Annotated in this window: 20 protein-coding genes; 9 read left to right on the top strand and 11 right to left on the bottom strand. The window is 65.7% G+C overall.

Translation table 11 applies throughout. The features are described from left to right. Window positions 1–4: 4 nt before the first annotated feature. Together flgK and LPW26_RS07610 are read right to left on the bottom strand one after the other, a co-directional pair. On the bottom strand, window positions 5–1870 hold the full coding sequence (flgK, locus tag LPW26_RS07615; protein WP_238733972.1) for a flagellar hook-associated protein FlgK: 1866 nt from the start codon (window positions 1868–1870) through the stop codon (window positions 5–7). A gap of 46 nt (window positions 1871–1916) precedes the next feature. After that, window positions 1917–3746, bottom strand: coding sequence for a flagellar hook-basal body complex protein (locus LPW26_RS07610; protein WP_238733971.1), 1830 nt, complete (start codon window positions 3744–3746; stop codon window positions 1917–1919). 283 nt (window positions 3747–4029) lie between these two features. Between LPW26_RS07610 and LPW26_RS07605 the strand changes: the two genes are divergently transcribed. Together LPW26_RS07605 and LPW26_RS07600 are read left to right on the top strand one after the other, a co-directional pair. Then, window positions 4030–8301, top strand: coding sequence for an ATP-binding protein (locus tag LPW26_RS07605; protein ID WP_238733970.1), 4272 nt, complete (start codon window positions 4030–4032; stop codon window positions 8299–8301). Between the two features lie 117 nt (window positions 8302–8418). Next, the gene (locus tag LPW26_RS07600) at window positions 8419–8691 is read left to right on the top strand and encodes a hypothetical protein (protein ID WP_238733969.1); all 273 of its coding nucleotides are present in this window, start codon (window positions 8419–8421) and stop codon (window positions 8689–8691) included. 12 nt (window positions 8692–8703) lie between these two features. Here LPW26_RS07600 and LPW26_RS07595 read toward each other — a convergent pair whose 3' ends face one another. From LPW26_RS07595 to LPW26_RS07585, 3 genes are all read right to left on the bottom strand, one after another. Beyond that, window positions 8704–10197, bottom strand: coding sequence for a glycosyltransferase family 39 protein (locus LPW26_RS07595; protein WP_238733967.1), 1494 nt, complete (start codon window positions 10195–10197; stop codon window positions 8704–8706). A 196-nt stretch (window positions 10198–10393) separates the two neighbouring features. Then, complete coding sequence (msrB, locus tag LPW26_RS07590; protein ID WP_238733965.1) at window positions 10394–10891, bottom strand: peptide-methionine (R)-S-oxide reductase MsrB; 498 nt, start codon at window positions 10889–10891, stop codon at window positions 10394–10396. A gap of 120 nt (window positions 10892–11011) precedes the next feature. Further along, on the bottom strand, window positions 11012–12466 hold the full coding sequence (locus LPW26_RS07585) for an NAD(P)/FAD-dependent oxidoreductase (protein WP_238733963.1): 1455 nt from the start codon (window positions 12464–12466) through the stop codon (window positions 11012–11014). A gap of 92 nt (window positions 12467–12558) precedes the next feature. Here LPW26_RS07585 and LPW26_RS07580 point away from each other — a divergent pair, with 92 nt between their 5' ends. Together LPW26_RS07580 and LPW26_RS07575 are read left to right on the top strand one after the other, a co-directional pair. After that, window positions 12559–13086, top strand: coding sequence for a SixA phosphatase family protein (locus tag LPW26_RS07580; RefSeq protein ID WP_238733961.1), 528 nt, complete (start codon window positions 12559–12561; stop codon window positions 13084–13086). Window positions 13087–13121: 35 nt separating this feature from the next. Next, the gene (locus LPW26_RS07575) at window positions 13122–13553 is read left to right on the top strand and encodes a universal stress protein (protein ID WP_238733959.1); all 432 of its coding nucleotides are present in this window, start codon (window positions 13122–13124) and stop codon (window positions 13551–13553) included. A 51-nt stretch (window positions 13554–13604) separates the two neighbouring features. On the opposite strand, the gene LPW26_RS07570 is transcribed toward LPW26_RS07575, so the two are convergent. The 5 genes from LPW26_RS07570 to LPW26_RS07550 form a co-directional block, all read right to left on the bottom strand. Further along, window positions 13605–15020, bottom strand: a complete 1416-nt coding sequence (locus LPW26_RS07570) for a 4Fe-4S binding protein (RefSeq protein ID WP_238733957.1) — start codon at window positions 15018–15020, stop codon at window positions 13605–13607. Further along, entirely contained in the window at window positions 15017–15856 is an 840-nt protein-coding gene (locus LPW26_RS07565) for an FTR1 family iron permease (protein WP_238733955.1), read from the bottom strand. Before LPW26_RS07565 ends, LPW26_RS07570 begins: the two co-directional genes overlap by 4 nt. Window positions 15857–15869: 13 nt before the next feature. Beyond that, a complete protein-coding gene (locus LPW26_RS07560; protein ID WP_238733953.1) occupies window positions 15870–16247 on the bottom strand; it encodes a cupredoxin domain-containing protein in 378 nt (125 codons plus the stop codon). A 118-nt stretch (window positions 16248–16365) separates the two neighbouring features. Then, window positions 16366–16917 carry an iron transporter gene (locus LPW26_RS07555; RefSeq protein ID WP_238733951.1) on the bottom strand — a complete coding sequence of 184 codons (552 nt, stop codon included), beginning with the start codon at window positions 16915–16917 and terminating at the stop codon, window positions 16366–16368. A 290-nt stretch (window positions 16918–17207) separates the two neighbouring features. Further along, on the bottom strand, window positions 17208–17798 hold the full coding sequence (locus tag LPW26_RS07550; protein ID WP_406677223.1) for a hypothetical protein: 591 nt from the start codon (window positions 17796–17798) through the stop codon (window positions 17208–17210). A gap of 162 nt (window positions 17799–17960) precedes the next feature. Here LPW26_RS07550 and LPW26_RS07545 point away from each other — a divergent pair, with 162 nt between their 5' ends. Continuing rightward, the gene (locus tag LPW26_RS07545) at window positions 17961–18401 is read left to right on the top strand and encodes a hypothetical protein (protein WP_238733947.1); all 441 of its coding nucleotides are present in this window, start codon (window positions 17961–17963) and stop codon (window positions 18399–18401) included. A gap of 134 nt (window positions 18402–18535) precedes the next feature. On the opposite strand, the gene LPW26_RS07540 is transcribed toward LPW26_RS07545, so the two are convergent. Continuing rightward, window positions 18536–19042: a YciE/YciF ferroxidase family protein gene (locus LPW26_RS07540; RefSeq protein ID WP_119855529.1), complete on the bottom strand. Its 507-nt coding sequence runs from the start codon at window positions 19040–19042 to the stop codon at window positions 18536–18538. Window positions 19043–19440: 398 nt separating this feature from the next. Here LPW26_RS07540 and LPW26_RS07535 point away from each other — a divergent pair, with 398 nt between their 5' ends. From LPW26_RS07535 to LPW26_RS07520, 4 genes are all read left to right on the top strand, one after another. Beyond that, entirely contained in the window at window positions 19441–20502 is a 1062-nt protein-coding gene (locus LPW26_RS07535) for a putative bifunctional lysylphosphatidylglycerol flippase/synthetase (RefSeq protein ID WP_238733945.1), read from the top strand. Between the two features lie 89 nt (window positions 20503–20591). After that, window positions 20592–22595: an SGNH/GDSL hydrolase family protein gene (locus tag LPW26_RS07530; RefSeq protein ID WP_238733943.1), complete on the top strand. Its 2004-nt coding sequence runs from the start codon at window positions 20592–20594 to the stop codon at window positions 22593–22595. A gap of 331 nt (window positions 22596–22926) precedes the next feature. Continuing rightward, on the top strand, window positions 22927–23739 hold the full coding sequence (locus LPW26_RS07525) for a hypothetical protein (RefSeq protein ID WP_238733942.1): 813 nt from the start codon (window positions 22927–22929) through the stop codon (window positions 23737–23739). A 135-nt stretch (window positions 23740–23874) separates the two neighbouring features. Continuing rightward, a partial coding sequence (locus LPW26_RS07520) for a patatin-like phospholipase family protein (protein ID WP_238733941.1) occupies window positions 23875–25794 on the top strand: 1920 nt, incomplete at its 3' end.

Raw genomic sequence — 25794 nt, 5'->3', positions numbered from 1 at the left:
TGCCTCACATCGCCTGCATCAGCGTCTGATACATCTGGTTCACCGTCGACATCACGCGCGCATTGGCCGAATAGGCGTTCTGCAGCGACAGCAGATGCGCCATTTCATCGTCCATGTTGACGCCGGAGTTCGTCGAGTACTTCTGCTGCAGCGTGTTCAGCACCACGTTCTGGCCATCGGAAAGCTGCGACGCCGCTTGCGCGTTGGAGCCCTGCAGCGACACGAATTGCTGCAGATAGTTCTGCAGCGTGCCGTTATAGGGCGTGCCGGTCGAGCCCACCCCGGTCGAGGGCGAATACAAGAATTTGCTGGTGCTGAGCTGCTTCAGGATGAAATCGGGACGCGTGGTGTCGCCGGCTGCCGTCGACGCCGAATAGGACACCAGCTTGTCGGAGTCGTTGACCAGTGCCGGATTGACGGCGATCCGCTGCGCGAAGCCGGTCATCTGCGAACCGGAGCCGGTCAGCGCACCGCTATAGGCGGAGCTGCCGTCAGTGAACAACGGCAATTCTGCGCTGCCCCCGGCGAGCGACGTCTCCGTGCTCGTCACCGACGCCGCGGTGACGATGGAGAAGTTGGGATTGTTCAGCACCGTGATGTTCGGCGCGGTGCCGGTGAATTGCAGGTTGCGGCTGTTCAATGCGGCGTTGAGCTGCGCGGTGACGGATCCCGACGCGCCGGAGAAATCGATCCCGACCACATAGTCGTTGGGATCGAGCGTGGCGGTCTGCGGCAGCGGCAGCACCGACGGATCGTCGACCCGCATCACCGAGACGGTGCGCTGGGCCCCGGTGGCCGTGTCGGTGTAGCTGATATTGACGGTGTTGCCGGACTTCATGTTCGACAGATCGAGTGCGAAGCCGGCCTGGGTGCCGGACGTCACCGGAGTGCCGGCCGTGGTCTTGTCCGACAACGCGCTCGCCATCGAGGCGGCGAACTGATCGAGCTGAGTCTGCGCCTGCACCAGCGACTTGTCGCGCAGCTCGATATAGGCCGCCATCTTGCCGGATTTCAGCGAGCTGGTCAGATCGATCGAGCTGCCGTCCGCGTAGCTGACCTTGACGGACCCGAGCTGACTGGTTGCGGCGTTCGAACTCCAGGTCGTGCTCGGCGTCACCGTGCCCTGGGCATCGAACGACAGCTTGGCGGCCTGCATGCCGGCGAGTTGCACGCCGGAGCCGGTGAAGACCGTCACCTGATTGGAACCGTCGGTGACGACGCGGATGTCCATCAGTTGCGCGAGCTGGCTGATCGCCTGGTCGCGCTGGTCGAGCATCGCCGCCGTCGCCGTGTCGGTCGAGGTGCCCCCGGCCGGATTGCTGCGGATGTTGTTGTTGATCGAGGCGATCTGCTGCAGCAGATTGTTGGCGGTGGTGGTGCTGTCCGACAGCCCGGTCTCGGCGCCGGTGCGCAGCGACTGGATGCCGTTCGACATCGCGTTCAGCGCGCCGGACATCACCTGCGCCGCATTGAGCAGGCCGATCCGGGCCGAGGTGCTGTCCGGGCTGGTGGCGAGTGCGCGCACTGCGGCGGTCAGGCTGTTGAAGGAATCTTCCAGCGTCCCGGTCGAGTTCGGGTCGCCGAACAATCCCTGCACCTGGTTGAGGAAATCCGACCGCAGCGAAGCGTAGGACGCGCCGGAGGTTTCGGTGCGCAGCTGGGCCTGCAGGAAGGCGTCGAGTTCGCGGTTGACGCCGACGACCGAGACGCCGCTGCCGGACGGGCCCGAATAGGTCTGGACCTGATCGATGGTCTTGCGAACGTAGCCGGGCGTTTCCGCATTGGCGACGTTCGACGACACCAGCGACATCGCCGCCTGGTTCGCACGCAGGCCGGCCATCGCGATCGAAAGTGCGTCTCCGAGACTCATGACCGGCTACCCGTTGACCGAAACAGAACGAGGCGTGCGATGCACCTCAGCGCATCACGTTGAGCAGGTCCTGCACCATGGTGTTGGCCGTGGTGATGACCTTGGTGTTGGCCGAATAGGCCTGCTGCGTGACGATCAGCTTGGTGAATTCGTCGGCGATGTCGGTGTTTGAAGACTCCAGCGACGAGCCCGAGATGCTGCCGCCCTTGCCGTACAGCGGCTCGCCGGACTCGTTGGTGACCTCGAACGCACCGCCATCGATTCGATTCAGAAAGTTCGCGCCGTTGAAGGTCGCGACCGAGACTTCGGCGAGGTCGATGTTGCGGCCGTTGGAATAAGAGCCGACGACGCGGCCTTCATTGCTCACCGAGACGCTGACCAGCTGGCCCGCGGCGTAGCCATCCTGCTGCAGCTGATTGACCTGAACATTGCCGTTGGTGTCGGCGAACTGGGTCAGGCCGCCTGTGCCGAACGAGACCGTGACGGTGCCGAGCGACACGCCGGACACGGTGAGGTTCGCCAACGACAGCTGCCCGATCACCGGGTTCATCTGCCCCGTCGCGCTGAACGAGAAGTTAGTATTGACGTTCTGCCAGGCCACCTGACTGCCAGTGGCATTCGGATTGACCTGATAGAACAAATTCCAGGTGTCGGTGTGCCCGGCACCGAGCGTCGAGGAGTCGATTTTGGCCCAACGGAACTGCACGTTCACCGGAGCGCCGCTGCCGTCATAGGCGGTCGTGGCGCCGCCGGAGATCGATTCGTCGAGGAAGGCCTGGTTGTCGGTGCCGATCACTTGGCCCGTGCCCACTGTGCCGCCGCCGGTGCGCATCACCGTCACGGGGCTGGTCAGGCCGAGCGTCGCGAAACCGCCGGCCGAAGACGTAATGAGCAGATCCGACGCCGTGCCGGTGTGCAGCGTCACCGAGCCGGCTGCGGCCGAAGATGCCGTGCCGGTGTTGCCGTTCGCCGTGTCGATCGCGCCGAGCAGATTGGCGACCGTCGCGGTGGCAAGGTCGAGATAGGTGGTGTTGGCGGCCGAGCCCGCCGAACCGCCGGCCCCTGAATCGTAGAAGGCGATGGTTTTCGCCGCGGATCCGGTTCCGACCGTCACCGTGTCGGTGATCGTGAAGCTGGTCGCAACGGCGTCACCGGAGCTGCCCTTCAGCAACGTCGCCCCGGTGATTGGGCTGCCTGCCTTGTTGTTCGACGACAGGCCGACTTTGGTGTTGTCGCCGAACGGCGGCGGCGAAGTGCCGACGACCTGCGGGTTGGACGCGAAGTCGGCCGGACGCAACAATTCGGAGCCAGGCACCGCAGTGTCGTGCTTGGTGGTCAGCGGGTAGCTTGCCAGGTTGGCGCGATAGCTGATCTTGGTGGTCGCCTGCGACGGCAGGAAGTCATTCTGAAACTTCAGCACCTGCGGCGTGCTGCCGACCGGATTGCCGGTCGTCGAATCGATCGGCACACCTTGCAGGTAGTAGCCCGAGCCGTTGACCAGATAGCCGTTCTTGTCGAGCGAGAAGTCGCCGCGACGGGTGTAGTTGTTGACGCCTGTGAAGATCGGACTGTTGTCTGCAAAGGAGCCGGGCTTCTGGACCGCAAAGAAGCCTTCGCCGTTGATCGCCATATAGGTCGAGACCGAGGCCGACTGAACGGAGCCGGCCAGCGTGTTGGTCAGCCGCGACTCGGAAGTCACCGAGCCCGCGGCCTGCTGGCTGCTGCCACCTTGCGGGACCAGATCGAGAAATGAGGTGTCGACGCGCTTGAAGGCGGTGGTCTGGGAGTTGGCGATATTCCCGGAGATGTTCTCCAGCGCGTAGGAGTTCGAGCGCAGGCCCGCGACCGAGGTGGTGAGAGCGCCGAAAATACCCATTACTCACTTCTCCCAATTCAAGCCGCCGTGTCGGCTGGCTGTGCTGTCTGGTCGGACACGATCTGTGGGAGCTTCCGCAAACTCCGTGCCAACGAAACAATGCAGCTGTTTCAGTGGCTTAAGAACTATCCAACGGGCCGAAGCCGTGGCGGAATTGCCGGCTTCGGCAAGAATTGCCGATTGATCGTCAGCTGGACGACCAAAAGTTCCGACACGGAACTGCGAAGTCGGAACTTTTTGAGAAGACGCGCGTTCGGACCGTTCAATCGTGTCGGGGGCAGCGTTGGCCGACCTAAAATTGCCGGTTGTATCGCCCGGAGACGAATCGGCCGGTCTTGACCATCTCTTCCTCGGTGGAGGAGAACTCACGACGCTGTCGCGGGAGTTCGATTGGCCGTCGACGTCGTTGGGGGCGCCCGAGCAATGGCCTCAAGCGCTCAAGACTGCCGTCCGGATCATGTTGACGTCGCAACAGCCGATCTGGATCGGCTGGGGCAGCGACCTGATTTTCTTCTACAACGACGCCTACAAGGCGATCATCGGCGGCAAGCATCCGTGGGCCCTGGGCCTGCCGACCCGCGAGGTCTGGCACGAGATCTGGGACGACATCGCGCCGCTGCTCGCCAAGGCCACCAGCGGACATGAAGGTACCTACGTCGAAGCCCAGCTCCTGATCATGGAGCGCAACGGCTTCCCGGAAGAGACCTATTACACCTTCTCCTACAGCCCGATCCCGACCGAAGACGGCTCGCCCGGCGGCATCTTCTGCGCCAATACCGACGACACCCAGCGCGTCATCAGCGAGCGGCAGCTGTCGCTGCTGCGCGAGGTAGCCAGCAACGCGGCGCAATCGCGCAACGTGGCGCAAGCCTGCGAAAGCAGTGCCGCAGCCCTGGCAAGCAACCCGCGCGATCTGCCGTTCGCCCTGATCTATCTGGTCGAGCCCGGCGGCGAGACTGCACGGCTCGCCGCATCGGCCGGCATCGATGCCAACCATCCCGGCGTCAAGCCGATACTGTCGGTCGCGCCGGGCGCGGAGTCGTGGCCGGTGGCCGACGCGATGGTGTCAGGAACGCCGCAACTGGTCGACGATCTCCAGGCGCGGTTCGGCTTCGAATTTCCCACCGGCGGCTGGCGCAGTCCGCCGACCCGCGCGATCGTGCTGCCGATCCAGTCGAGCGGCGATACCGGCCATTCCGGCTTTCTGGTCGCCGGCCTCAATCCATTCAGGCTGTACGACGTCGGCTATCGCGACTTCCTGGCGCTGGTGGCCGGGCAGATCGCGGCCGCGATCACCAACGCCGATGCTTACGAAGAAGAGCGCCGCCGCGCCGAAGCGCTCGCCGAGATCGACCGGGCCAAGACCGCGTTCTTCTCCAATGTCAGCCATGAATTTCGCACCCCGCTGACGTTGATGCTGAGCCCGCTCGAGGAGGTGATCACGCAGACCGGGCTGTCTGACGATCAGCAGGCCCTGCTCGGCATTGCCCACCGCAACGGCCTGCGCCTGCTCAAGCTGGTCAACACCCTGCTCGACTTCGCCCGGATCGAGGCCGGCCGACTCACCGCTCATTTTCGTCCGGTAGATCTGCCGGCATTCACGGCCGAGCTCGCCTCCAATTTTCGCTCCGCAATGGACAAGGCCGGGTTGCGACTGGTGATCGACGCGCCGCCATTGCCGCAGCCGGTCTATGTCGATCGCGATATGTGGGAGAAGGTCGTCCTCAACCTGCTCTCCAATGCCTTCAAGTTCACCTTCGAGGGCGAAGTCGCCGTCTCGGTCGGCGCCTCGCCGGACGGCCGGTCGGCCGAGATCGTGGTGCGCGACACCGGCACCGGCATCCCGCCCGAAGAGATCCCGTATCTGTTCGAACGCTTCCGCCGTGTCGAAGGCGCGCGCGGCCGGTCGATCGAAGGCAGCGGCATCGGGCTCGCGCTGGTGCAGGAGCTCGTCAAGCTGCACAGCGGCAGCATCCGCGTGGAAAGCGAAATCGGACGCGGCAGCGCGTTCCACGTCACGCTGCCGTTCGGTACCGCGCATGTGCCGGCTGGCCGGCCTCAGCCGGTTTCGCATCAGGTTTCCACCAACATTCGGGCCCAGGCCTATCTGGATGAAGCGATGGGCTGGCTGGAGGGCGACGGCGGCGCGGCCGACCTGCCTCACGCGTCGTCCGCCGAAGACCTCGGACTCGGCATCCGCCGCGACGAAGTCCGGCCCCGCGTCCTGCTCGCCGACGACAATCCCGACATGCGCGACTACGTGGTGCGCCTGCTCGGCGACAGCTACGAGGTCGAAGCCGTGGGTGACGGCGTGGCCGCCCTGGAGGCCGCCTGGAAGCATCGGCCTGATCTGGTTCTGTCCGACATCATGATGCCGCGGCTCGACGGACTGAACCTGCTGAAGGCGCTGCGCAACGATCCCAGGCTGTCCGACGTGCCGGTGATCTTTCTGTCGGCGCGCGCCGGCGAGGAAGCCAAGGTCGAGGGTCTGGAGGCCGGTGCCGACGACTATCTCAGCAAGCCGTTCAGCGCCCGCGAATTGCTGGCGCGGGTGCGGTCCAATCTCGACACCGCCGAGGTGCGGCGCGAAGCGCTGCGCACCGAACACACGCTGCGGCAGGAAGCACAGGCGGCACGCGACCGCGCCGAGAGCATCCTCGCCAGTATCAGCGACGGCTTCGTGGCGATCGACAGCGAGTATCGCTTCACCTACGTCAACACCGCCGCCGAACGGATGATGCGGCGTCGGGCCTCGCAACTGATCGGCAAAATCTGCCAGGAGGTCTATCCGGCACTGACCGGAAGCCGCATCGAAGTAGCCTTGCGCCGCGCGATGGACGAGCGCGCCGGCTCGGAATTCGAGATCGAGCATGGGCCGAGCAGGCGCTGGTTCAACCTGCGCGTCGCGCCGACCAATTCCAGCAGCGTGTCGGTGTATTTCCGCGACATCACCGAGCGCAAGCGCGCCGAGACGGCGATGCGCAACCTCAACGAACAGCTCGAAGAGCAGGTCGCCGCACGCACCGCCGAACTGCGCCAGAAAGAAGCGCGGCTACGCACGATCTTCGCCGCCAGCTACACCTACCAGGCCCTGCTCGGCGTCGACGGCGTCCTGATCGACGCCAATCTCACATCCTTGTCCGGCATCGGCGCAGCGCTGGACGACGTTGTCGGCAAACCGGTCTGGGATACTCCCTGGTTCGCCGGCACGCCGGGCATGACGGAGATGATCAAGGAAGCCGTGTCCGCCGTCGCCGCTGGAGGAACCGTGCGTCGCGAGCTGCATCTCAACCTGCCGGTCGGCGGCTGGCGCTGGTTCGACTTCCAGATGCGCCCGGTGCACGACGCGCAGGGACAGGTCATCGCCATCGTTCCCGAGGCCGTCGAGATCACCGTGCGGCGCAAGGCGGAGGAAGCCTTTCGCCAAGCCCAGAAGATGGAGGCGATCGGCCAGCTCACCGGCGGCGTGGCGCACGACTTCAACAATCTGCTCACCGTGATCCGCTCCTCGGCCGATCTGCTGCGCCGGCGCGAACTGCCGCCCGATCGCATGCGGCGCTACGTCGATGCGATTTCCGATACGGCCGATCGCGCGGCCAAACTGACCGGCCAGCTCCTCACCTTCGCGCGCCGTCATGCGCAGAACCGTCAGGTCTTCGACGTCACCGCGCAAATCGAGCAGATCGCCGAGATGCTCAGAACCGCCCTCGGCTCGCGCGCCGGGTTCACGCTGACGATTGACGAACGCCCGCTCGCGATCGAAGCCGATGCCAACCAGTTCGATGCGGCGCTGGTCAATCTGGTGGCCAATGCACGCGACGCGATGGATGGCCAGGGCGAACTGCAGATCCGCGTCGTCCGCGCCCGCCCGACCTATCAAGAAGACGCCGCGGGCATCGGCGACGTCGTCGCCGTGTCGATCACCGACACCGGCTCGGGCATCGCGCCCGACCAGATCGACCGCATCTTCGAGCCGTTCTTCACCACCAAGGACGTCGGCCGCGGCACCGGACTCGGCCTTTCCCAGGTCTACGGCTTCGTCAAGCAATCCGGCGGCCACGTCTCGGTCGACAGCGAACTCGGCAAGGGCACCACCATCACGCTGCGGCTGCCGCTCAGCGACAAACCGATCGAACAGCGCGAGCGCACTGCGCCGGGCGACAGCGACAAGTCCGAGGAGCGCAAGCGGGTCTTGGTGGTGGAGGACAATGCGGAGGTCGGAGAGTTCTCGACCCAGCTGCTGCACGACCTCGGCTACGAGACCGTGCTGGCCTCGAGCGCCGAACAGGCCCTGCAGCTGCTCGGCCAGGACGCCGCGCGTTTCAACATCGTGCTCAGCGACGTCGTGATGCCCGGAATGGACGGAGTCGCGCTCGGCCGCGAGATCCGAACCCGCTGGCCGAACCTGCCGATCGTGTTGAACTCGGGCTACGCCAATGTCCTGGCCGACGACGGCCACCACGGCTTCGAACTGCTGCACAAGCCGTATTCGGTCGAAGATCTGTCCAAGGTGCTACGCCGCGCGTTGGCGATGTCCGCCAGCGCGCTTGGCTGAAACGCCGCTGCGGTTCCGGCTTGCGCCAGATCAGGACATCCGCCCATCATCATGGTAACAAGCGACCAGATCATCATGGTAACAAGCGACCAGAGTTCAACGGCGGGCGATCAAGGCATGAGCGAAGGCGAGATGGCGCAGCATGTGCTGCAGTGCTTACGGCAGACCGAGCTGGCCGATCCCAAGGGAGCGCTCGGCATCCTCAATGGGCTGGTCGGGCTGGTGCAGGGCGACGGCACGCCGCATTCGTTCGAAGTCGACGAAGCGCGCGCGTCGACTTTCATGGCCGTCTGCGAATACGCCAAGGCGCTGCATCGCGGCATCCCGGCCGACACCTTGCGCCCTGCCGCGATCGAGGCCGCCGAGAAGTGGCAGATGCTGGTCCGCTGAACGACCGAGCGTTCAGCGTCCGCAATCTTTCGGCGGCACCAGGCGATAGAAGTAGTCCTTGGTCTTTCCGGTGCGGGTGCGCAGCACCGGCACGCTGATGCGTTTCTCATCCGACATCGTCAGATCGGGAAAGGCCGCCGCAAAATCTGTCGGGACCTGCGGCAGCGTGTAGATCAGCACGGCGCCCCGCGACGCGAGCTTGGCGCGATCGAACCACCGGGCTTTGGGGATGAAATCCAGCGTCATCGAGTCGCCATCCGGGCCGGCGGCGATGCCGATGCCGTACACCGTCTGGCGATCGCCGAGGAAATAGCCCGGACCACATGTGTACTTGCTGTTCCAGTCATCCAGAATCAGCCGGGCCGCCGGCGCGGTCGCTTCCTGCAGTCCGCTGTGCGAGGCGAAGAACAGATAGATAACCGACACCGCGACCGCCAATACGCCGTACAACGTGCCGAGCGACAGCACGGTCTGGCGCATCACGGCGTCGCGGCGGTCCGCCGCCCACGAGAACAGCGGCGCCAGCGCTAGCACCGACAGCTCCGCGAAAGGCGCGCCGTAGCGCGCGATATACTCCAGTCCCAGCCCGACGATCAGGACCAGCAGCACCGCGAACATCGCGATGTTGACGATGACGACGAATTTCAGCTCGTCGCTGGCCGCTGCGAAACGTGGTACGCGCCACACCACCATCCGCCGCGCGACGGATATCCCCAGAACGGCCGCGCCCGGCAGCAGGATCGGCAGATAGCCGACGACAAGCCAGCCGAGCCGCCGCGCGGTGTCCGCCATCGAACCGAAGCCGGTGAAATGCCGCTCGCCGTAATGAATCGTGCTTCCGACCTGTAGCGCCGCAATGACATGCGGCAGGATCAGCAGCCCGCCGACGAGTGCGGCGACGTACAAGCCCGGTCGGCGCAGGCAGGATCGAAACGACGGCACGGCGATGATGCCGACCGCGATGCCGATCAGCAGCACCGCCGCATTGTACTTGGTCAGCGCAGCGACCGCCGTCCAGACGCCGAACAGAATCCAGTGCAGCCAGCGATCGGTGCTGCGGCCACGCATGAAGTGATACAGCACCGCGGGCCACGACATCAGTTGCAGGATGTCGGCGTTGAGCGCCCATGAGAGCGGGGCGAACACCACGTAGAACGAGGCCCCGGTCAGCGCCAGCACATAGGCCGCCATGCTGCGCTCGATCAGCAGCCGCAGCGTCGCGTACAGATAAGCGAGACCAATCGCGAGGCAGATCTGGTTGGCCGCCACGATGGCGGTGCCGGACGGACCGAACAGCCGGTCGACGATGCCGCCGAACCACACCATCATCGGCGGATGGACCGGCGTCACCAGCGGAAAATGGCGGCCCCACGCAACCAGCTCACGGGTATCGTAGAGCGGCGTGGGAAAAACGAGCGCCGCCAGCCCTATCGGAAGCAGCAGCGCAAATGCGACCAGACCAAGCAGACCAACAGAGAATCCCGATCGGGATAAGGTGCGATCCATTCCGCCTGCCGCCAACATATCCAAAAGTTAATGTTGCGGCTTGATGGGGGACGCGGCGCGGCCTTGTCAATCGCGGCCGCGACTTTCATTCCGGAAAACCTCCGAGGCGAGCCCCGGCGGCACGGGAACCCGACAACGCGTACGATACCGATCACTCCGACGCCGTCATAGCGCCGGAGTCGATCGCCGTCTTGTATCAGCTTGGGCTGGACGGCGACGGCTTGAAGGTCAGCGCATAGCCGTCCATGCAGTAGCGCAGGCCGGTCGGCTTGGGGCCGTCGTCGAACACGTGGCCGAGATGTCCGCCGCAGCGGCGGCAATGCACCTCGGTTCGGATCATGCCGAGCGTCGAATCCTTGCGCTCGCCGACGGCATTCGGCAGCGGCTGCCAGAAGCTCGGCCAGCCGGTGCCGCTGTCGTATTTGGTGTCGGAGGCAAACAGCGGCAGGTCGCACCCGGCGCAGGCGAAAGTGCCCTTGCGGTGCTCCTTCAGCAGCGGACTGGAGAACGGCCGTTCGGTGCCCTCCTCGCGCAAGATATGATACTGCATCGGCGTGAGCTGCGCCCGCCACTCCTCCGGCGTCTTCTCGATCTCGAATTTTTCGGCCGCGCGGGCCTCCTCCGGCCGCAGCCAACGGAAGCCGAACACCGACGCAACGGCGGCGGAAGCAAGAAGCAGACGGCGGTCGATCATGGCGGTCTCCGTCGATGGTGGGCGCTGCTGCCCGGAGGTGTGTCGTTCGCAGATGCGCAGCCACGTCCGCGGAAGTTACAACACACACCCCGCTGCAGGCTCACATTGTCGCGAGCGTTGTTACGCGGAGGGGGAACCAGCCTCGGTCCGCTGTTCGACTGGGCGATCGCTCTTTGTCGGCGAAGCCGGCGTTTGCTCCGGCAGTACCCGCCTTACGCTGCGATTGGCCGCTTCGCGCCGCTCCTCACGTTGCCGGCTGCGCTCGGCAGCGCGTTCGCGGTAGCGCGCCAGCAGGCCGGAGGCGATCGCCGTGCGGCGTTCCGCGATGGCGACGCCCTGCCCCACGACCCGGCCGATCTTGCCGCCTGCCCAGACCAGCTCGAACGGATCGAACAGCCGCCAGCGCTGATCGCCATGCACAATGCCCTGCGCGATCAGGCGGCCGGCGATCGCCGTCGTGGAGAGCCCATGCCGGCCGAACCCGCTCGCCACCCACAACCCGCGCCGCAATTCGCCGATCTGCGGCATGCCGTGCACGGTCTGGCCGATCGGCGCGCTCCAGCTGCGCTCGATCGCCACCGCGCCGAGCTGTGGATACAGCGCCGCGATCCGCCGCCGGATCAGCCCTTCCAGCCGCCTAGGGGCGATATCGAAGGTGGTCTCCGGCCCGGTCCACAGCAGCCGGTCGCCGCCGACGATTCGGTAGTGATCGACGCCATCGGTGTCGGCGATCGACCCGGTGAAGGCGATCGCCTCCGCCAGCCGCTCGCCGAGGGGCGCCGTCAGGGCCGCCATCCGCCACATCGGCAGCAGCGTCCGCGTCAGCCGCGGCGAGGCGGCGCCAAGATGGACATTTCCGGCAAGCACGATGTCCGACGCCCGCATCCGCGCATGCGGCGTGACGATCCGCTTGCGAATGCCCGACGAGTCGATGCCGAGCACCGGCGTATCCTCGAAGATCCGAACCCCGGCCCGCCGCGCCATTGCCTCGAGCCCGCGGATATAGCGCCGGCCGTCGAGCTGGAACGCACCGGGAAAATGGATGGCGTGGAAATAGCGCTGCGTACGCAGCACCTCGCGGACACGGTCGATCTGCCAGCCTTCGACCTCGGAGCCGAAATCAACGCCGAGCGTCTGCAGACGCTCGACCAGCCGGTCGCCGAGATCGACATTGGAGACCTCGAGCGCACCCGACGACAGCGCGATGCCCGGCATCGCCTCCTCGGTGGCCCGCGCGCGGACGATGTCCATGCCTTCGCGCGACAGCGCCCACAGGTCGCTGGCGTGCCCGACGCCTACGCGCTCGATCAGCTCGCCGATCGGCACGCCGTAGCCCGGCAGCACGCTGCCGAGCGTCGCGCTCGAAGCCGCCCAGCCGACGCGTCGCGCTTCCAGCACCGCGACGCTGAGCCCAAGCTGCGCCGCCTCCAGCGCTACCGACAGACCGGCCAGACCGGCCCCGACCACGCACAGATCGACGTCGAGGTCGAAGGTCAGCCGCGCATGCAGATCCGAGGCCGCCTCGGTCGGGAGCGGATGCGGTCCATTCGTCGCACTTGTGACGGAGGGGGTCATGACGTTTTCTTACGGATAGCCCGGGCGATTGTCACCTTGTCCTCCCGGCGCTTCTCGATTAATCCGCAAGCTCGCCCGCCGGAAAGGGACACATGCGCCGACTGATCCTGCTGCGTCACGCCAAGACTGAAACGGATGCGCCGACCGGCAAGGACCACGACCGCCGGCTCGAGGAACGCGGCCGGGCCGATGCGGCCGCAATGGCGGAGTGGCTGGCGGAGCAACAGCTGGTGCCGGACCAGGTGCTGGTGTCGACCGCGACCCGGACGCGGCAGACCTGGGACATCCTGTCCGAGTTGTTTCCTGGCGCGGAACCGCAGGTCGAACACTTGCCGGAATTATACAGCGCCAGCGCCGCGCAGTTGCTCGCCGCGGTGCACGAGGTTTCGGCCGGCATCAACCGTCTGATGCTGGTCGGACACAATCCCGGCCTGCAGGAACTCGCGCTCGGCCTGACCTGCGGGACGAACGAGGGCGACCGCCGGATGCTGTCCGGCAACATGCCGACCAGCGCGATCGCCGTGATCGACTTCCCGATCGCCGACTGGGCCGATGCCCGCTTCGGCACCGGCAAGCTGCAGCATTTCGTCAGCCCGAAGATTTTGCGCGAGGCCAGTTAGCTTTCTTGGCGCGCTGTTGGTGAGGGAGGCCGCCGATGTTCAAACGAATTCTGGTGCCGATCGATCTTGCCGACACCGCGCTGGCGAAGAAAGCGATCGATACGGCCGCGACGCTGGCCCACACCTACGACGGCACGGTGCGGCTGCTTCACGTGATCTCGCTGACCCCCGTGGTACTCGCCGAATACGTCCCGGCGGATTTCGACGATCAGCAGCGCAGCGATGCCGAAGCCGCACTCGCCGAGGTGGCGGCCACCTCCGGCATCGAGTCGTCGCGGCTTTCCACGGCGGTGCGCCAGGGCGGCATCTATCACGAGATCATCGAAGAGGTGACCGCGATCGGCGCCGATCTGATCGTGATGAGTTCGCACCGCCCGGCCATGCGCAGCTACTTCCTCGGCTCCAACGCGGGCCACGTCGTCCGCTACGCGCCCTGCTCGGTGCTGGTGGTGCGAAATACCGCGTGACGAAGCAGCGGGGCGTGACCGCGGCGGCCGACACGGCGCGGAGACGTGCGACTAAAGGCGCCAGAACAGCGACGCCCACACCGCCGCAGCGGCGGTGACGCCGATGGCCAAGGGCAGCATAGCGGCGACGCGCCGGCGCCCGCCGGCATAGATGCCCGCGATCCGCCAGCCGAGCCAGAGCGACCAGGCAGCGGCGCCGATCAGCATCGTCGCCCGCAGACCCGCAACGAAATCCAGGAAGATGCCGTTCTGGCCGAGCAGCGTCACCGTCGTCATCGACAGTCCCAGAAATACACCGCAGCCGGCGAGCGGGATCAGGCTCTGCACCATGTGATGGAAACGCGCGGGCGACCATGCCCCGAGCCACCGCGTCGCGACCGCAACGCCGCCGCCGACGCCGATGCCGACGAGCGCGGCGAACAGCAGCAGATAGCCGATCAGCACGGCGCCATCGAGCAGCGTCATGACGTCGCTCTGATCTGGATAGTTGGTGAAAATCCACCACGGCGCCGTTGCTTCCAGCGGCCACATCAGCCGGTGCTCGATCAGCCATTCGGCGGAAAATTGTTTTGCCGCGATGTAGATCGAGCTGGAGCCCCAATGAAAAGCGCCGGCCGCCAGGCCGAGCAATCCGAACAGGATGACGAGCGTCTCGACCGCATTGGTCTCGGATCCGGCGACGTTGACGATCTCATGATTGGGCGAGCGGCGCGCCAGCGTCACGGCACCGCGGAAGCCGCTGCAACGTCCGCACATGTGGCAGGCGGCGCTGCCCTTCATGGTGCCGATCGCAACCAGCGGCGCGCAATCGACCCGCGCCGGCGCGCCCCCGCGCGGCTTCTGCCATGATTGCCAGGAATTCAGATCGACCCGGTAGTGTAGCGGCGCGAGCTTCGCCAACACCCCGAACACCCGCGAGACCGGGCACAGATAGCGACACCAGACCCGCTTGTTGCGGCCGTAGAACCAGCCGATCACGACCGCGCCCACCGTGGAGCCGCCGAGCAGCACCAGCGCCGCCTGCGGATATTGATAGACGCTGATCATCTGGCCGTAGATCGTGGTGAGCGAGAACGCGACGAACGGCCAGCCCTTCCATGTGATCCACCCGGGCACGGCGTATCCCCGGCTGCGGGCGCTGATGGTCTCGCTCAGCGAGCCTTCCGGACACAGCACGCCGCACCACAACCGGCCGAACAGCACCATGCTGAGCAGCACGAATGGCCACCAGATGCCCCAGAACGCGAACTGCGCCGCCAGCGTGAGGTTGCTCCAGATCCGCGCGGTCTGTTCCGGCATCGGCAGCAGCGGCGGAACGATCAGCAACGCGAGATAGATCAGCACCACGGCCCATTGCACGACGGCGACAGCACGGCGGTGGCGGCCCAGCCAGTCGCCGAGCGCCGCAAGACCGGCGTCGAGATCGCTGGCCGAGGCGCGCCGCCACTTGGGCGTGAACGACCTCAAGCTGCCTTGCCGCGACGCGGCCAAAACAGAATCAGGCACATCAGCCCCCAATACAGTCCATACACCAGCACATGAACAAGGTCGGGTCGGGCCCGATAGCCGGTCAGAGCCCCGATGATCCCGCCAGCGCCGCCGCTATCGGACAGAAGCGCCGAGGAGTCCCACAGCCGCCCCGACAAGGACGGCAGCACACCGAGGCCGACGAGATTGTCGACGCCGGTGACCAGCAATGACGCCGCCAGAAACAGCAGCATGATCTCGGTCGTCCGAAAGAAGATCCGCCACGAGATCAGTCGGCTGCCGACCTGCAGCAGATAGTAGGTGACGATCGCGAGGCCGAAGCCGAACAGCGCCACCGGAATCAGCGTCATCAGTTGGTCCGAACGGGCCCACGCCAGCGTTCCGTAGAGGAACACCACGGTCTCGCTGCCCTCCCGCGCCACCGCGATCAGCGCCAGCACGAACACGCCCCACCAGTTCGCCCGGTCGGCCGCCCGTTGCAGCGAGGTCTCCAGCTCGCGCTTCAGCGACCCGCCGTGCGCGCGCATCCAGAACACCATCTGGACGATCAGCGCGGCGGCGATCAGCACCGCAGCGGTCTGATAGGCCTGCAGCACATCGTCCGACAGCGTCTCGCCGAACCCGATCAGCAGCGCACCGAACGCCACTGCCGCCACCAGGCCGGCGACAACGCCCGACCACAGATAGATCCGGCCGCGGACCGCATGGGCCCGCGGCTGCTGCGCCAGCCAGGCGTTGAGGATCCCGATGATCAGCAGCGCTTCGACGCTTTCGCGCCAGATCACGAATGCCACGTTCCAGGATTGATTACTCACCGCCCGCTCCGTTTCATTTGGCGATCAACACGGCAGGCGGTGCGTCGAGATGAAAGTCGTCGAAGAACGGATACTCGCCGGGATCGAGCGTCCTGATCACCAGGATCGAGCTCGACCCCGGGGCCAGCACCTTTTCCTTGCGCAGTTCCTTGCTCTCGAACTCGGCCGGCTCACGACCCAGATTGTGCAGGTCGAGTTTGAACCTTGTCAGGGCCGGCACTTCGATCCGCTGCGGCGAGACCTTGCCGTCGTTGAACTCGATCCTGAAGGTCGGCTCGTCGTCGGCATGCGCGCCGGCGATCGGCCAGGCCAGCAGCCCAGCGAGCAGCGCCAACAGCGACAGACCGCGCCCGGCGACCGCCGCACCGACATCGATTCCAAACGGCCTCATCGCACACGCCTCAACTTGTCTGTAAATAACGCGAGCCGCCCAAAAGACGGCTGCAAGGACGGCACCCCGCCAACACGAGGAGGGCGCGCCGCTCCGGCGGCACGCCCCTGCGCTCTCGTCAGTAAGCGCCCTTCTTGCCCACGCCGGCAAAGGTGAAGTCGTAGTCCACCGTGAAGGTGTTGAACCACGGCTGCACGCCGGTTTCCTTGTCGACGTGGCGACCGAAATGGCCGGCATGCTTGTCGTCGCCCGGCGGCGACACCGTGAATTTCAGCTTGTACTTGCCGGGCCCCTTGAGCTTGACGTTGTCGCCGTAGTGCGGCCCGTCGCTGGCGACCATCGGCATTGCGTCGCCCTTGATGATGTCCGGATCGCCGTCCTTGATCAGCTCGTAGGTGACCTTGAGATAGCCGACCCAGTCGCCTTCGGCGTAACCGTTCTTGTTGGACTTCAGCGCCTTGATGTCGGCTTCGAGGTGGATGTCGGAGTCCTTGGCGGCCCGCATCATGCCGGGCGGCTCCATGTCGATCGGCTGCAGATACACCGCGGCCACATCCAGACCGACCGCTTCTAGCCTATGCGGCTTGCCGATCGGGTATTCCTTCGCGACCGCCGCCGTGGCGACAGCAGCAAGCGCCAGTCCGAGCGTCGCAGAAATCAATTTGTGCATGTTACCGCAGCGCCACGCACGGTGAATGGATCTGTTCGCCCTGACGTTCATCGGTCGTCCCCATTGTGAAACAGAGACTAACTAGCAAGACGGACCAGCGAACGCTTTTGATCCCGCGACGCATTTAGAAGGGTTATTGCGAATGATAGTACGAATACCGCCCAGCAGAAGCGAACACACCGTCGTTACGAAATAGCCGAAATGTGGAAGGTGGTCATTTGGCGCCGGACGCGCGCCTGCGATGGTCATCGGACACGTCTTGTCCACGCAGCGCACCACTGTGGCCCGGCCTACGGCAGCAGATCCTTTGGTACATCGTCGAAATCGTAGCGCCGTGGGCGGTTGCGGCGGATGAAGCCGCCGATCTGCCAGCCGAACAAGGCGGCGAAGCCCGCGATAAACAAAGCGCCCGGCCAGGAGCCAGTCGCGACCGCGCGGGCGAGCAGCCCGGTCATTGCCGCGGCCACCAGCGCAACGATCACCAGCGCGGCGGTGTGGATGGCCGGACGCAGTCCGCCGATCAGTTCGGCGCGGCTACCGGCCGCCAGCATCCGTCGGTGCAACTCCAGAATGAACGCCCTGTAGGCGTCGTTTTGCGGCGCCATCAGCGCCACGGTCTGCCAGGTCGTCGACAGGATCCGCACCCGCGCGCCATTGTTGTCCTCGAGGTCCGCCCGGTAGCGCTGCGATTGCATCGACACCGGCCGGAAGCTGAGCCGCACTTGCTTGATGCTGGCGTAGGGCCATAGCCCGGATTTCGGGCCGACCCGCCACAGCAGGCCGTCATCGGTAAGTTCGAACTGCTGCGCCGCGCCGATCAGGGACGCTTTGAAAGCGTAGGCCCCCGGCTTCACGCCAGTCTTCGGATCCGCCCTTGCCACTCGCCCCTCCGTGCTCTCCGCGTCATTGCCGCAGTCCACGCCCCCTTGCAATGCGTCGATCCGCCTGTTTGGCCCACTGTTGCTGGCCCCACCCCCGTCGTCGCTTGCCGACAGCATCTCCGTTTCCTACAACTCTGTGCAGCCCCTCCGCCGCCGAGCGCCATGCCCAGACCCGAGACCGCCTATTTCGCCCGTCATTTGATCTTCGCCGGCGCTCTGGTGAGCGGCGTGCTGCTGGCGCTGGCGCTGCACATGCTGGGGCAACGCCTGGGGCTGGATCTTGGCGGGCTGTGGCGGAGCGACCTCGCCGAATTCATGCCGGCCCGGGCGGCATTGGCGTGGTGGCTGGTGGCAACGGCGGGCTTCGCCGGCGGCTACTTCACCGCGACACTGATGCATCGCGCCGCCGCCGGGCAGATCCCGCCGCGGATGCGACAATTCCTGATCGCCATTGGTGTACTGGTGCTGGCCGCCGCCGGACAGGCAGCCTCCGCACCCTCCGCCGGGCCGAGCACGGCAGGCGTGGTCGCCGGTCTGGCGACGCTTCTGCTCGGAGCCGCGATGGCGTTCTGCGGCGCACACTTCGCCTTGCGCCGCAACTAAGCGCCTGTCACCCGGCCGTCAAACAATACAACTCTGAGGTAGTCGGCCTCGCGTAGTTCTCGTGACGTCGGCATGACAAACGCCGCGCAGGTGCCTGCGCGGCGTTTAGCCTCATGCTATCAGCCGCTGTTAGGTCAGCTGGCGGCGCGGATGTTGATCGATGTCTCCGCGAGGGTGGTCAGCTTCTTGTCGGTGGCCTTTTCTTCGTCGAGCGTTTTCTGCAGCACGGCGGCGCAATCGTTGCGGCCCAGCCGCTTCGCCCACGCCACAAGGCTGCCGTAACGGACGATCTCGTAGTGCTCGGCGGCCTGCGCGGCGTTGATCAGCGCCGCGTCCAGCACGGTCTTGTCCTCGACCTCACCGGCAGTTTCCTCGGCCTCTTCGATGATGCCGTCGATCGCCGGACAGTTGACCGCCTTGACCTTGGCGCCGTGCATTTCGAAGACCTGCTCCAGCCGTTTGACGTGCCCGCGGGTTTCCTCGAGATGGGTCATGAACCCCTGCTTCAGCATCGGATCGGTGGCCTTGTCGGCCATCTTCGGCAGCGCCTTCACGAGTTGTTGCTCGGCGTAATAAATGTCCTGCAGCTGATGCACGAACAGATCGTCCATGGTCTTGATGTCTTTGGTAAAAAGTCCCATTGCATGGCCTCTCTGGGGTTTTGGATGTCCGAGGCTGCCTAGCCGCAGCCGGCGTTCCCCGGGTGCCGGGTTAACCAGACAGACAGAGACCCGTTCCGGGTTTTCGCCGAGCCCCACGAGACAATGGCGCCGCCGCCTGGTCCGCCCTATATCTGACCGGCAGGTGAGAGCTGTCCGACGCCGAGGGCCGCCATGCCGCGGCCGACTAGCTCCTTTGCGCCACGTCAAGGGCCAGTGACATCCGCCGCTCCATGGATGGGTTTCCAAACGGCGTCGGCCCGATTGCGTCGCGGGCCGATTATGCCCTAAGGATTTTCGCGGATGAGTTTGTCGGGTGCCGAGTGTCAGGCCGTGCCGCAGCCGGCTCCCGTCGCGTTGCCGCCCCGCCGGGAGGACGAATGCATCGACTGCTGAGCGCGCTGGGGCGTGTCTTCAAGACCTATGTCGGCTGGAAACGGCTCGGCATCGTCGCCAGCATCCTGATTATCGGCTTTGCGATCACCTCGCTGATCCGCACCCTGAAGGGAGTCGATCACAACGTCATTCTGACGGCGCTGACCGACAAGAGCCCGGCCCAGATCGGGCTGGCGGCGCTGTGTGTCATCGGCGCGTTCTGCACACTGACCTTCTACGATTTCTTCGCCCTGCGCACGATCGGCAAGCTGCACGTCCCGTATCGCATCGCGGCGCTGTCGGCCTTCAGCTCCTACGTGATCGGCCACAATCTCGGCGCCACCGTGTTCACCGGCGGCGCGATCCGGTTCCGGATCTATTCGGACTACGGGCTGTCGGCGATCGACGTCGCCAAGATCTGCTTCATCTCCGGCCTCACCTTCTGGCTCGGCAATCTGTTCGTGCTCGGCATCGGCATGATCTGGCACCCGGCCGCGGCCAGCGCCATGGATCTGCTGCCGGACCGCGTCAATCAGCTGATCGGCCTCGCCTGCCTCGCCGGCATTGCGGCCTATTTCGTCTGGCTGGCGAGCGGCAAGAAGCGCCGCGAGCTCGGCCAGAACGGCTGGAAGGTGGTGCTGCCGTCGGCCAAGCTCACGCTGGTGCAGGTGCTGATCGGCGTCGTCGACCTCGGCTTCTGCGCGCTGGCGATGTATCTGCTGATGCCGTCCGAGCCGTATATCGACTACGTTTCGCTGGCGGTGGTGTTCATCCTCGCCACCCTGCTGGGCTTCGCCAGTCACGCGCCTGGCTCGCTCGGCGTGTTCGACGCCGCCATGCTGGTGGCGCTGCCGATGTTCGCCCGCGAAGACATCATCGCGACGCTGCTGATCTATCGCGTGCTGTACTTCCTGCTGCCGTTCGGCATTGCGATATCGATCATGGGCCTGCGCGAACTGTGGCTCAGCGTGGTCAAGCCGTGGCAGGAAAAGCGGGCCGCCCATGGCGATCCGCTGACCGCCACAGCCCCGGTCCGCCAGGTCGCGCAGCACTCGCAGAAGCGCTGAGAGACAAGGCGGAGCGGCTTTTCTCAGCGCGATGGTAACGCTCATATTTCCGCCTTATCGGAAGCGTCAATCGCCTCATGATCACCGTGATGTCCTCGTTTCGGTCGCTGGCGTTGCTGACGCTGGCCGCCCTGTTTTTCGCACAGCCGCTCCCGGCTTCGGCGCAAACCCCGCTGCCGCCGCCGGCCGTCCCGGGTGCGACACCGCCGGCCGCCGCCGTACCGGTCACCGACGGCTCGATGCAGATCGTCTGGGAGGTCCGCAATCGTTTCCGGCTGTTCCGGGAGGAACGGGATTTTCGCGAACAGGCCGAGGCGCTGAACGGGCTGACCGTGCTGGCGTCCGAGCAGGCGCTCGGGATGCAGAGCGAAGGCCGCGGCTGGGCTCGCAATGTGGTCAACCGGCTGTGCATCGATCTGACCGGCCGGGTCAGCGAGCCCTGCACCCGTGACGGCGTCAAGGAAAGCTACCTGACCCCGACCGAGCATCCGGTGACGGTGCGGCTCGGCGGCGCGATCCCGGTCGGCGCGATCTGCGCCTGGACCTTCGACGACGGCGACGGCCCGCGCAACGCCACCCAGGACTGCGCCGAACCGATCAACTTCCGCGCCCGCTACGGCAAGCCGACGGTCGCCACCGTCGACGTCACCAGCGGCGCCGACGCGCCGCAGCGCGTGGCGACCGAGATCATGGTGCGCGATTTCTTCATCGCCGGCCTCGGCGACTCGATCGCCTCGGGCGAAGGCAATCCCGATCGGCCGGTCGCGCTGTCGGACGACGGCTTCTGCTATCGCTCCTATCTCGGCATCAGCAATGTCGGGGCCACCGCCGGGCAATTCTATCGACCGAGCCGCGCCGGCTTCAAGGGCGGCCGCGCCTGCGAGGCGCCCGACACGCTGGCGAACTGGCAGCGATATTCGGCGACCTGGTTCAACGCCGCCTGCCATCGCTCGCTGTATAGCTACCAGACCCGCACCGCGCTGGCGCTGGCGGCCCGCCATCCGCACATCGCCGTCACCTATCTGCCGCTGGCCTGCACCGGCGCCACCATTCCAGACGGCCTGTTCGGGTCGCAGCGGCCGCGCGAGTGCTTCCGCACCAAATCGGGGACCAACTGTCCGAGCAACGTCAACGGCCAGATCGCCGAACTGCGCGAGGCGGTCGCCGCGGCGCGCAAGCGCCAGCCGCAGCGCGGGCTCGATCTGGTGCTGCTGTCGGTCGGCGCCAACGACATCAACTTCTCCGGCCTGGTCGCCGACGTCATCGTCGACAGCCCGACCGAGCGCGGCATCTTCCGCCGCTCTGGCGTGATCGGCTCGATCGAGGAATCCCGCAGCGCGCTGCAGCGGCAACTGCCGCAGAACTTCGCCAAGCTGCGCGAGACGCTGAAGGGCCTGGTCGACGACATGTCGCGCGTCGTCTACGTCACCTACGCCAATCCGGCGCTGGCGAGCCGCGGCGTCCCCTGCCCCGGCGGCCCCGGCGGCTTCGACGTGCACCCCTCGTTCAGCGCGGATCCGAACCGGCTCGCCGCGGTCGCATCGTTCGTCGACAATGAATTCCTGCCGCGGCTGAAGGATCTGGCGCAATGCACCGGCGGCGTGCTGTGCCGCAATCCATCCGCCGACGCCATGACCTTCGTCGACGCGCATCAGCGGACCTTCGCCAATCACGGCTTCTGCGCCCGCGCCGAGACCGATCCGGAATTCGACCGCGCCTGCTTCTCGCCGCGCGGCGACAGCTTCACCAGCGACATCGTCGCCGCCGCCAACTCGCCGATGGCCTGCGGTGCGGGCGCCAGCAATTTCCGCGCGTACTTGCCGCGCGCGCGCTGGATCCGCGACGCCAACGACAGTTACTTCGCCGCGATGACGTTTCCCCAAGGTTTGCCCGCCGCGATCCAGCCCGCCGACATCCACGACGCCACCTGGGGCGTGGTGTCGGCCGTCTATGGCGGCGCGATCCATCCGTCCGCAGAAGGCCACGCCGCGATGGCCGACGCCGCAGTGCCGGCCGCCGAATCCGTGCTGTCGCTGCAGTCCGCCCCCGACGTCACCAGCCAGCCGCTGCCGCCGCCCGGCGCAGTGCGCTGAGTTAGCTACGTCACACGCGAAGGCCGCCGCAATTCTTTCAGCGGCGGTGGACAGCGGCGCGACCAGTGCTATAGTCGGATCGTGAGATCTCTCGGGTCCGAGGTGCTCACACGTGTATTTGAAGACTTGTTATTGCAAGTAAACGATTAGTTCAAAAGATTGCGCCGCTGTAGCGGCAAGGCTGGAGGTGCAGGTGAATTACGACCTGCCTTGGGAACGCCATCTCGCCGTCTGATGCAGATGCCGGCCGGCGGCCGGACACCCGAGACACGCCGCGTTCACGCACCCACTTTCTTTGCCGGAGCTAAGCGCGTCGCACGTGGAGGACGCCATGAGCATTCGCAAATTGCTATCGCTCGCCTGCCTGATCCTTGCCGCATCCGCCACCACGGCCGCCGCCGATTGCAGCGCCATCGCCAACGCCGGAAAGCTCGATGACGGCACCTGGTTGTATCGCAGAGACAATGCTTGGTGGCCAATTGCCAGCCTCACGGCCGACGTGCAGGACGGTCGCGCCCGCAAGGTGACGTTCGCCTACGTGGCCAACGAGCCGGTGTTGAAAGCGGCCCGGCGCGGCGTTCTGGTCATCAAGACCGGGGTCGAAGGCGCGCAGGCAACTGAAACCGGACGGGTGGCGCTGGTACGCGACAGCTATCGAAATGACGGATCCTGTGAGGCGTATCCCGACTTCCCGTCGGGCAAGAGCGTGCGAATCCGCTCCTATGATTACTACCACGACTCCAGCGAGATCCGCGACGCCGCCGACGGCAAGACGCTGAAGGCCTATCACGTCGATTACTCGGCGCGGAATAACGGCTGCAAGCGCACCGACGATGCGACGCCCGACGGTTACTTTTCATTCCGGCGCCGCAGTAATCGCTCCGATTTCTCGTTCAATCCCGAAGTCGTCAGGGGCGGACAGAACAGCCAGTTCTGGGCGCAATTCGGTTTCGGCACGGCCTATGCCGAGCCGCTGGCCGAGCGGCAAGTGACGATCAAGCGCTACGCCGCAGACGCCGGCGGGCTGGCCTGCGTGGTGTTCGACGCCACGCTGAAGCCGGGCGGCTTCATCCGCATCAACGACCTCGAACGCCGCGTCGGATCCTTCCGGAGCGACGAGCAATCCTGGGCGTGGCCACGTTGACGCGGAGGATCTGCAATGATGATGATCGGGGCGGACGCAGCCGCACGAAGCGCGAACGATCCGGGTGCAGCAGCGCAGGCTTCGACCGCAAAGGCCTCCCCTGCAGCCGGGTCGCTTTTGCTCGACGAAGCCGGTATGCTGGCCGCGGAGGACGCATTCCTCTGGCCGGAGCAAACGCCGGCCTATCGAGCCGGGCTGGCGCTGTCGGGCGGCGGCGTCCGGGCCGCCACGGTGGCGCTCGGGGTACTCGAAAGCCTGGCGTCGCGCGGACTGCTGACCCGCATTCACTACATCTCTACGGTGTCGGGCGGCGGCTATATCGGCACTGCACTGTCGTGGTTCTGGAGTCAGCGGCGCGTCGAGCAGGAGATGGCGCTGGCCAAGGATCCTAAAGGGTTCCTGCCGCGCTTCGGCGCGGACGCCACCAGCTTTCCGTTTCAAAGCCGAACCGACAACGCCACGCCGCTGCAGCAGGCGGCGACCGCCAACCTGGCATTCCTGCGCCAGCACGGCTCGTATCTAACCTCGGGCGACAACATCGGCTTGGCCGGCCTGATCATGGCCGTGGTGCGCACCGTGCTGCTCAGCCTCGCGGTCTGGCTGCCGCTGCTGGTCGCGATTTTTCTCGGGATTGAACTGCTTGACAACGCGCTGACCAATCCTCGGTCTCTCGAAGAAGATTGTCTCAAGAGACAGGGCATGGCCCTGCTGAACTGTCGTCCGACCTACCGCGCCTTGCTGGCCGGTCCGGCGGCGGTCGGGCTGCTGATCTTCACCGTCACCATTTTGTTCGCATTTCTCAGCCGACTCCAGGGCACACGAAAGTGGTCGACTCAGCTCGGCGCGGTGGCGATCGTGGTCGCCGCGACAACTCATATCTGGTGGAAGCTCCCCGGGCTCGACGAGGTGCACCCCGCAATGGGCGCACAACTGATCGTCGAAGGGCTGGTCGCGGCTGGAGCCCTCCTGGTGGCGATTGCTCAAGCCTTCAGATCAGCGAATTGGAGCTACTTCCTTCGCCGCACCTTCGAGAGAGCATCGAGCTGGATCATCCCGCCCGCGGTTGGAGCGGCCTTTCTCGGCGCTATGCCGCTGATCATCGCAGGCCTTAAGCCGTACACAGACGCCCAAGGTTGGCTGGTGTCGCTAGGCTCGGTCGGCACCCTGCTGTCGCTTCTGAGCGGCGTCGGCACCGCACTGTATGGCTACTACCTCAAGGCCAAAAGTCAGTTGCCGAGCGTAGCCGGCCAATTTCTCGCCATCACCGGATCGCTGCTGTTTCTCGCTGGCCTCTTCCTGCTGTCATTTCTGGCGGCGCATGTGCTGGTTCAAAAGCAACCGCTCACCAGTCTGACCATCGCGGTATCGCTGTTCGTCGTGGCGTTAGCGATCGGAGCGCTCGGCAGCCTCAACGCCACCGGTCTGCACCGGTTCTATCGTGACCGGCTGATGGAAACCTTCATGCCGATGACGGACGCGATTGCCAAGGGCAGCGCCCGAGAAAGCGACGTCGCCGACACACTGACGATCGTCGACGTCGTGCGCAGCGCCGAGGAGCGCGGCGACCGCCCCTATCACCTCGTCAACGCCCACGCGATCCTGGTCAACGAACCCGACCCCAAGGTGGCTCTGCGCGGCGGCGACAATTTCCTGATCTCGCCGGCGATAGTCGGCTCCGCCACCACCGGCTGGATGCGCAGCCGAGACTACCTGAGGCTACAGGGGCCGCTGACGCTGGCCTCCGCGATGGCCGCCTCCGGAGCCGCGGCCAATGCCAATGCCGGCTATATCGGCACCGGCGTCACCCGCGACCGCTTCCTGTCCGCGGTGATGTCCATTCTCAACATCCGGTTGGGACTGTGGGTGACCAACCCGTGGAAGCTGGCGCAGAACCGGTTGCCTTTCAGCCCGAGAGTTCCGACCTATTTCCGGCCCGGGCTGACCTCCGGCATTCTCGGCTTCGGCCATCACCACAAGGCGACGTTTCTCGAGCTTTCCGATGGCGGCCATTTCGAAAATCTCGGCCTGTACGAACTGGTGCGGCGGCGGCTCGAT

This window comes from Rhodopseudomonas infernalis, assembly GCF_022271405.1.
GTDB classification, from domain to species: Bacteria; Pseudomonadota; Alphaproteobacteria; order Rhizobiales; family Xanthobacteraceae; genus Rhodopseudomonas; species Rhodopseudomonas infernalis.
Note: the sequence above shows the minus strand (reverse complement) of the source record. Positions and strands in the feature narration are given on the sequence as shown.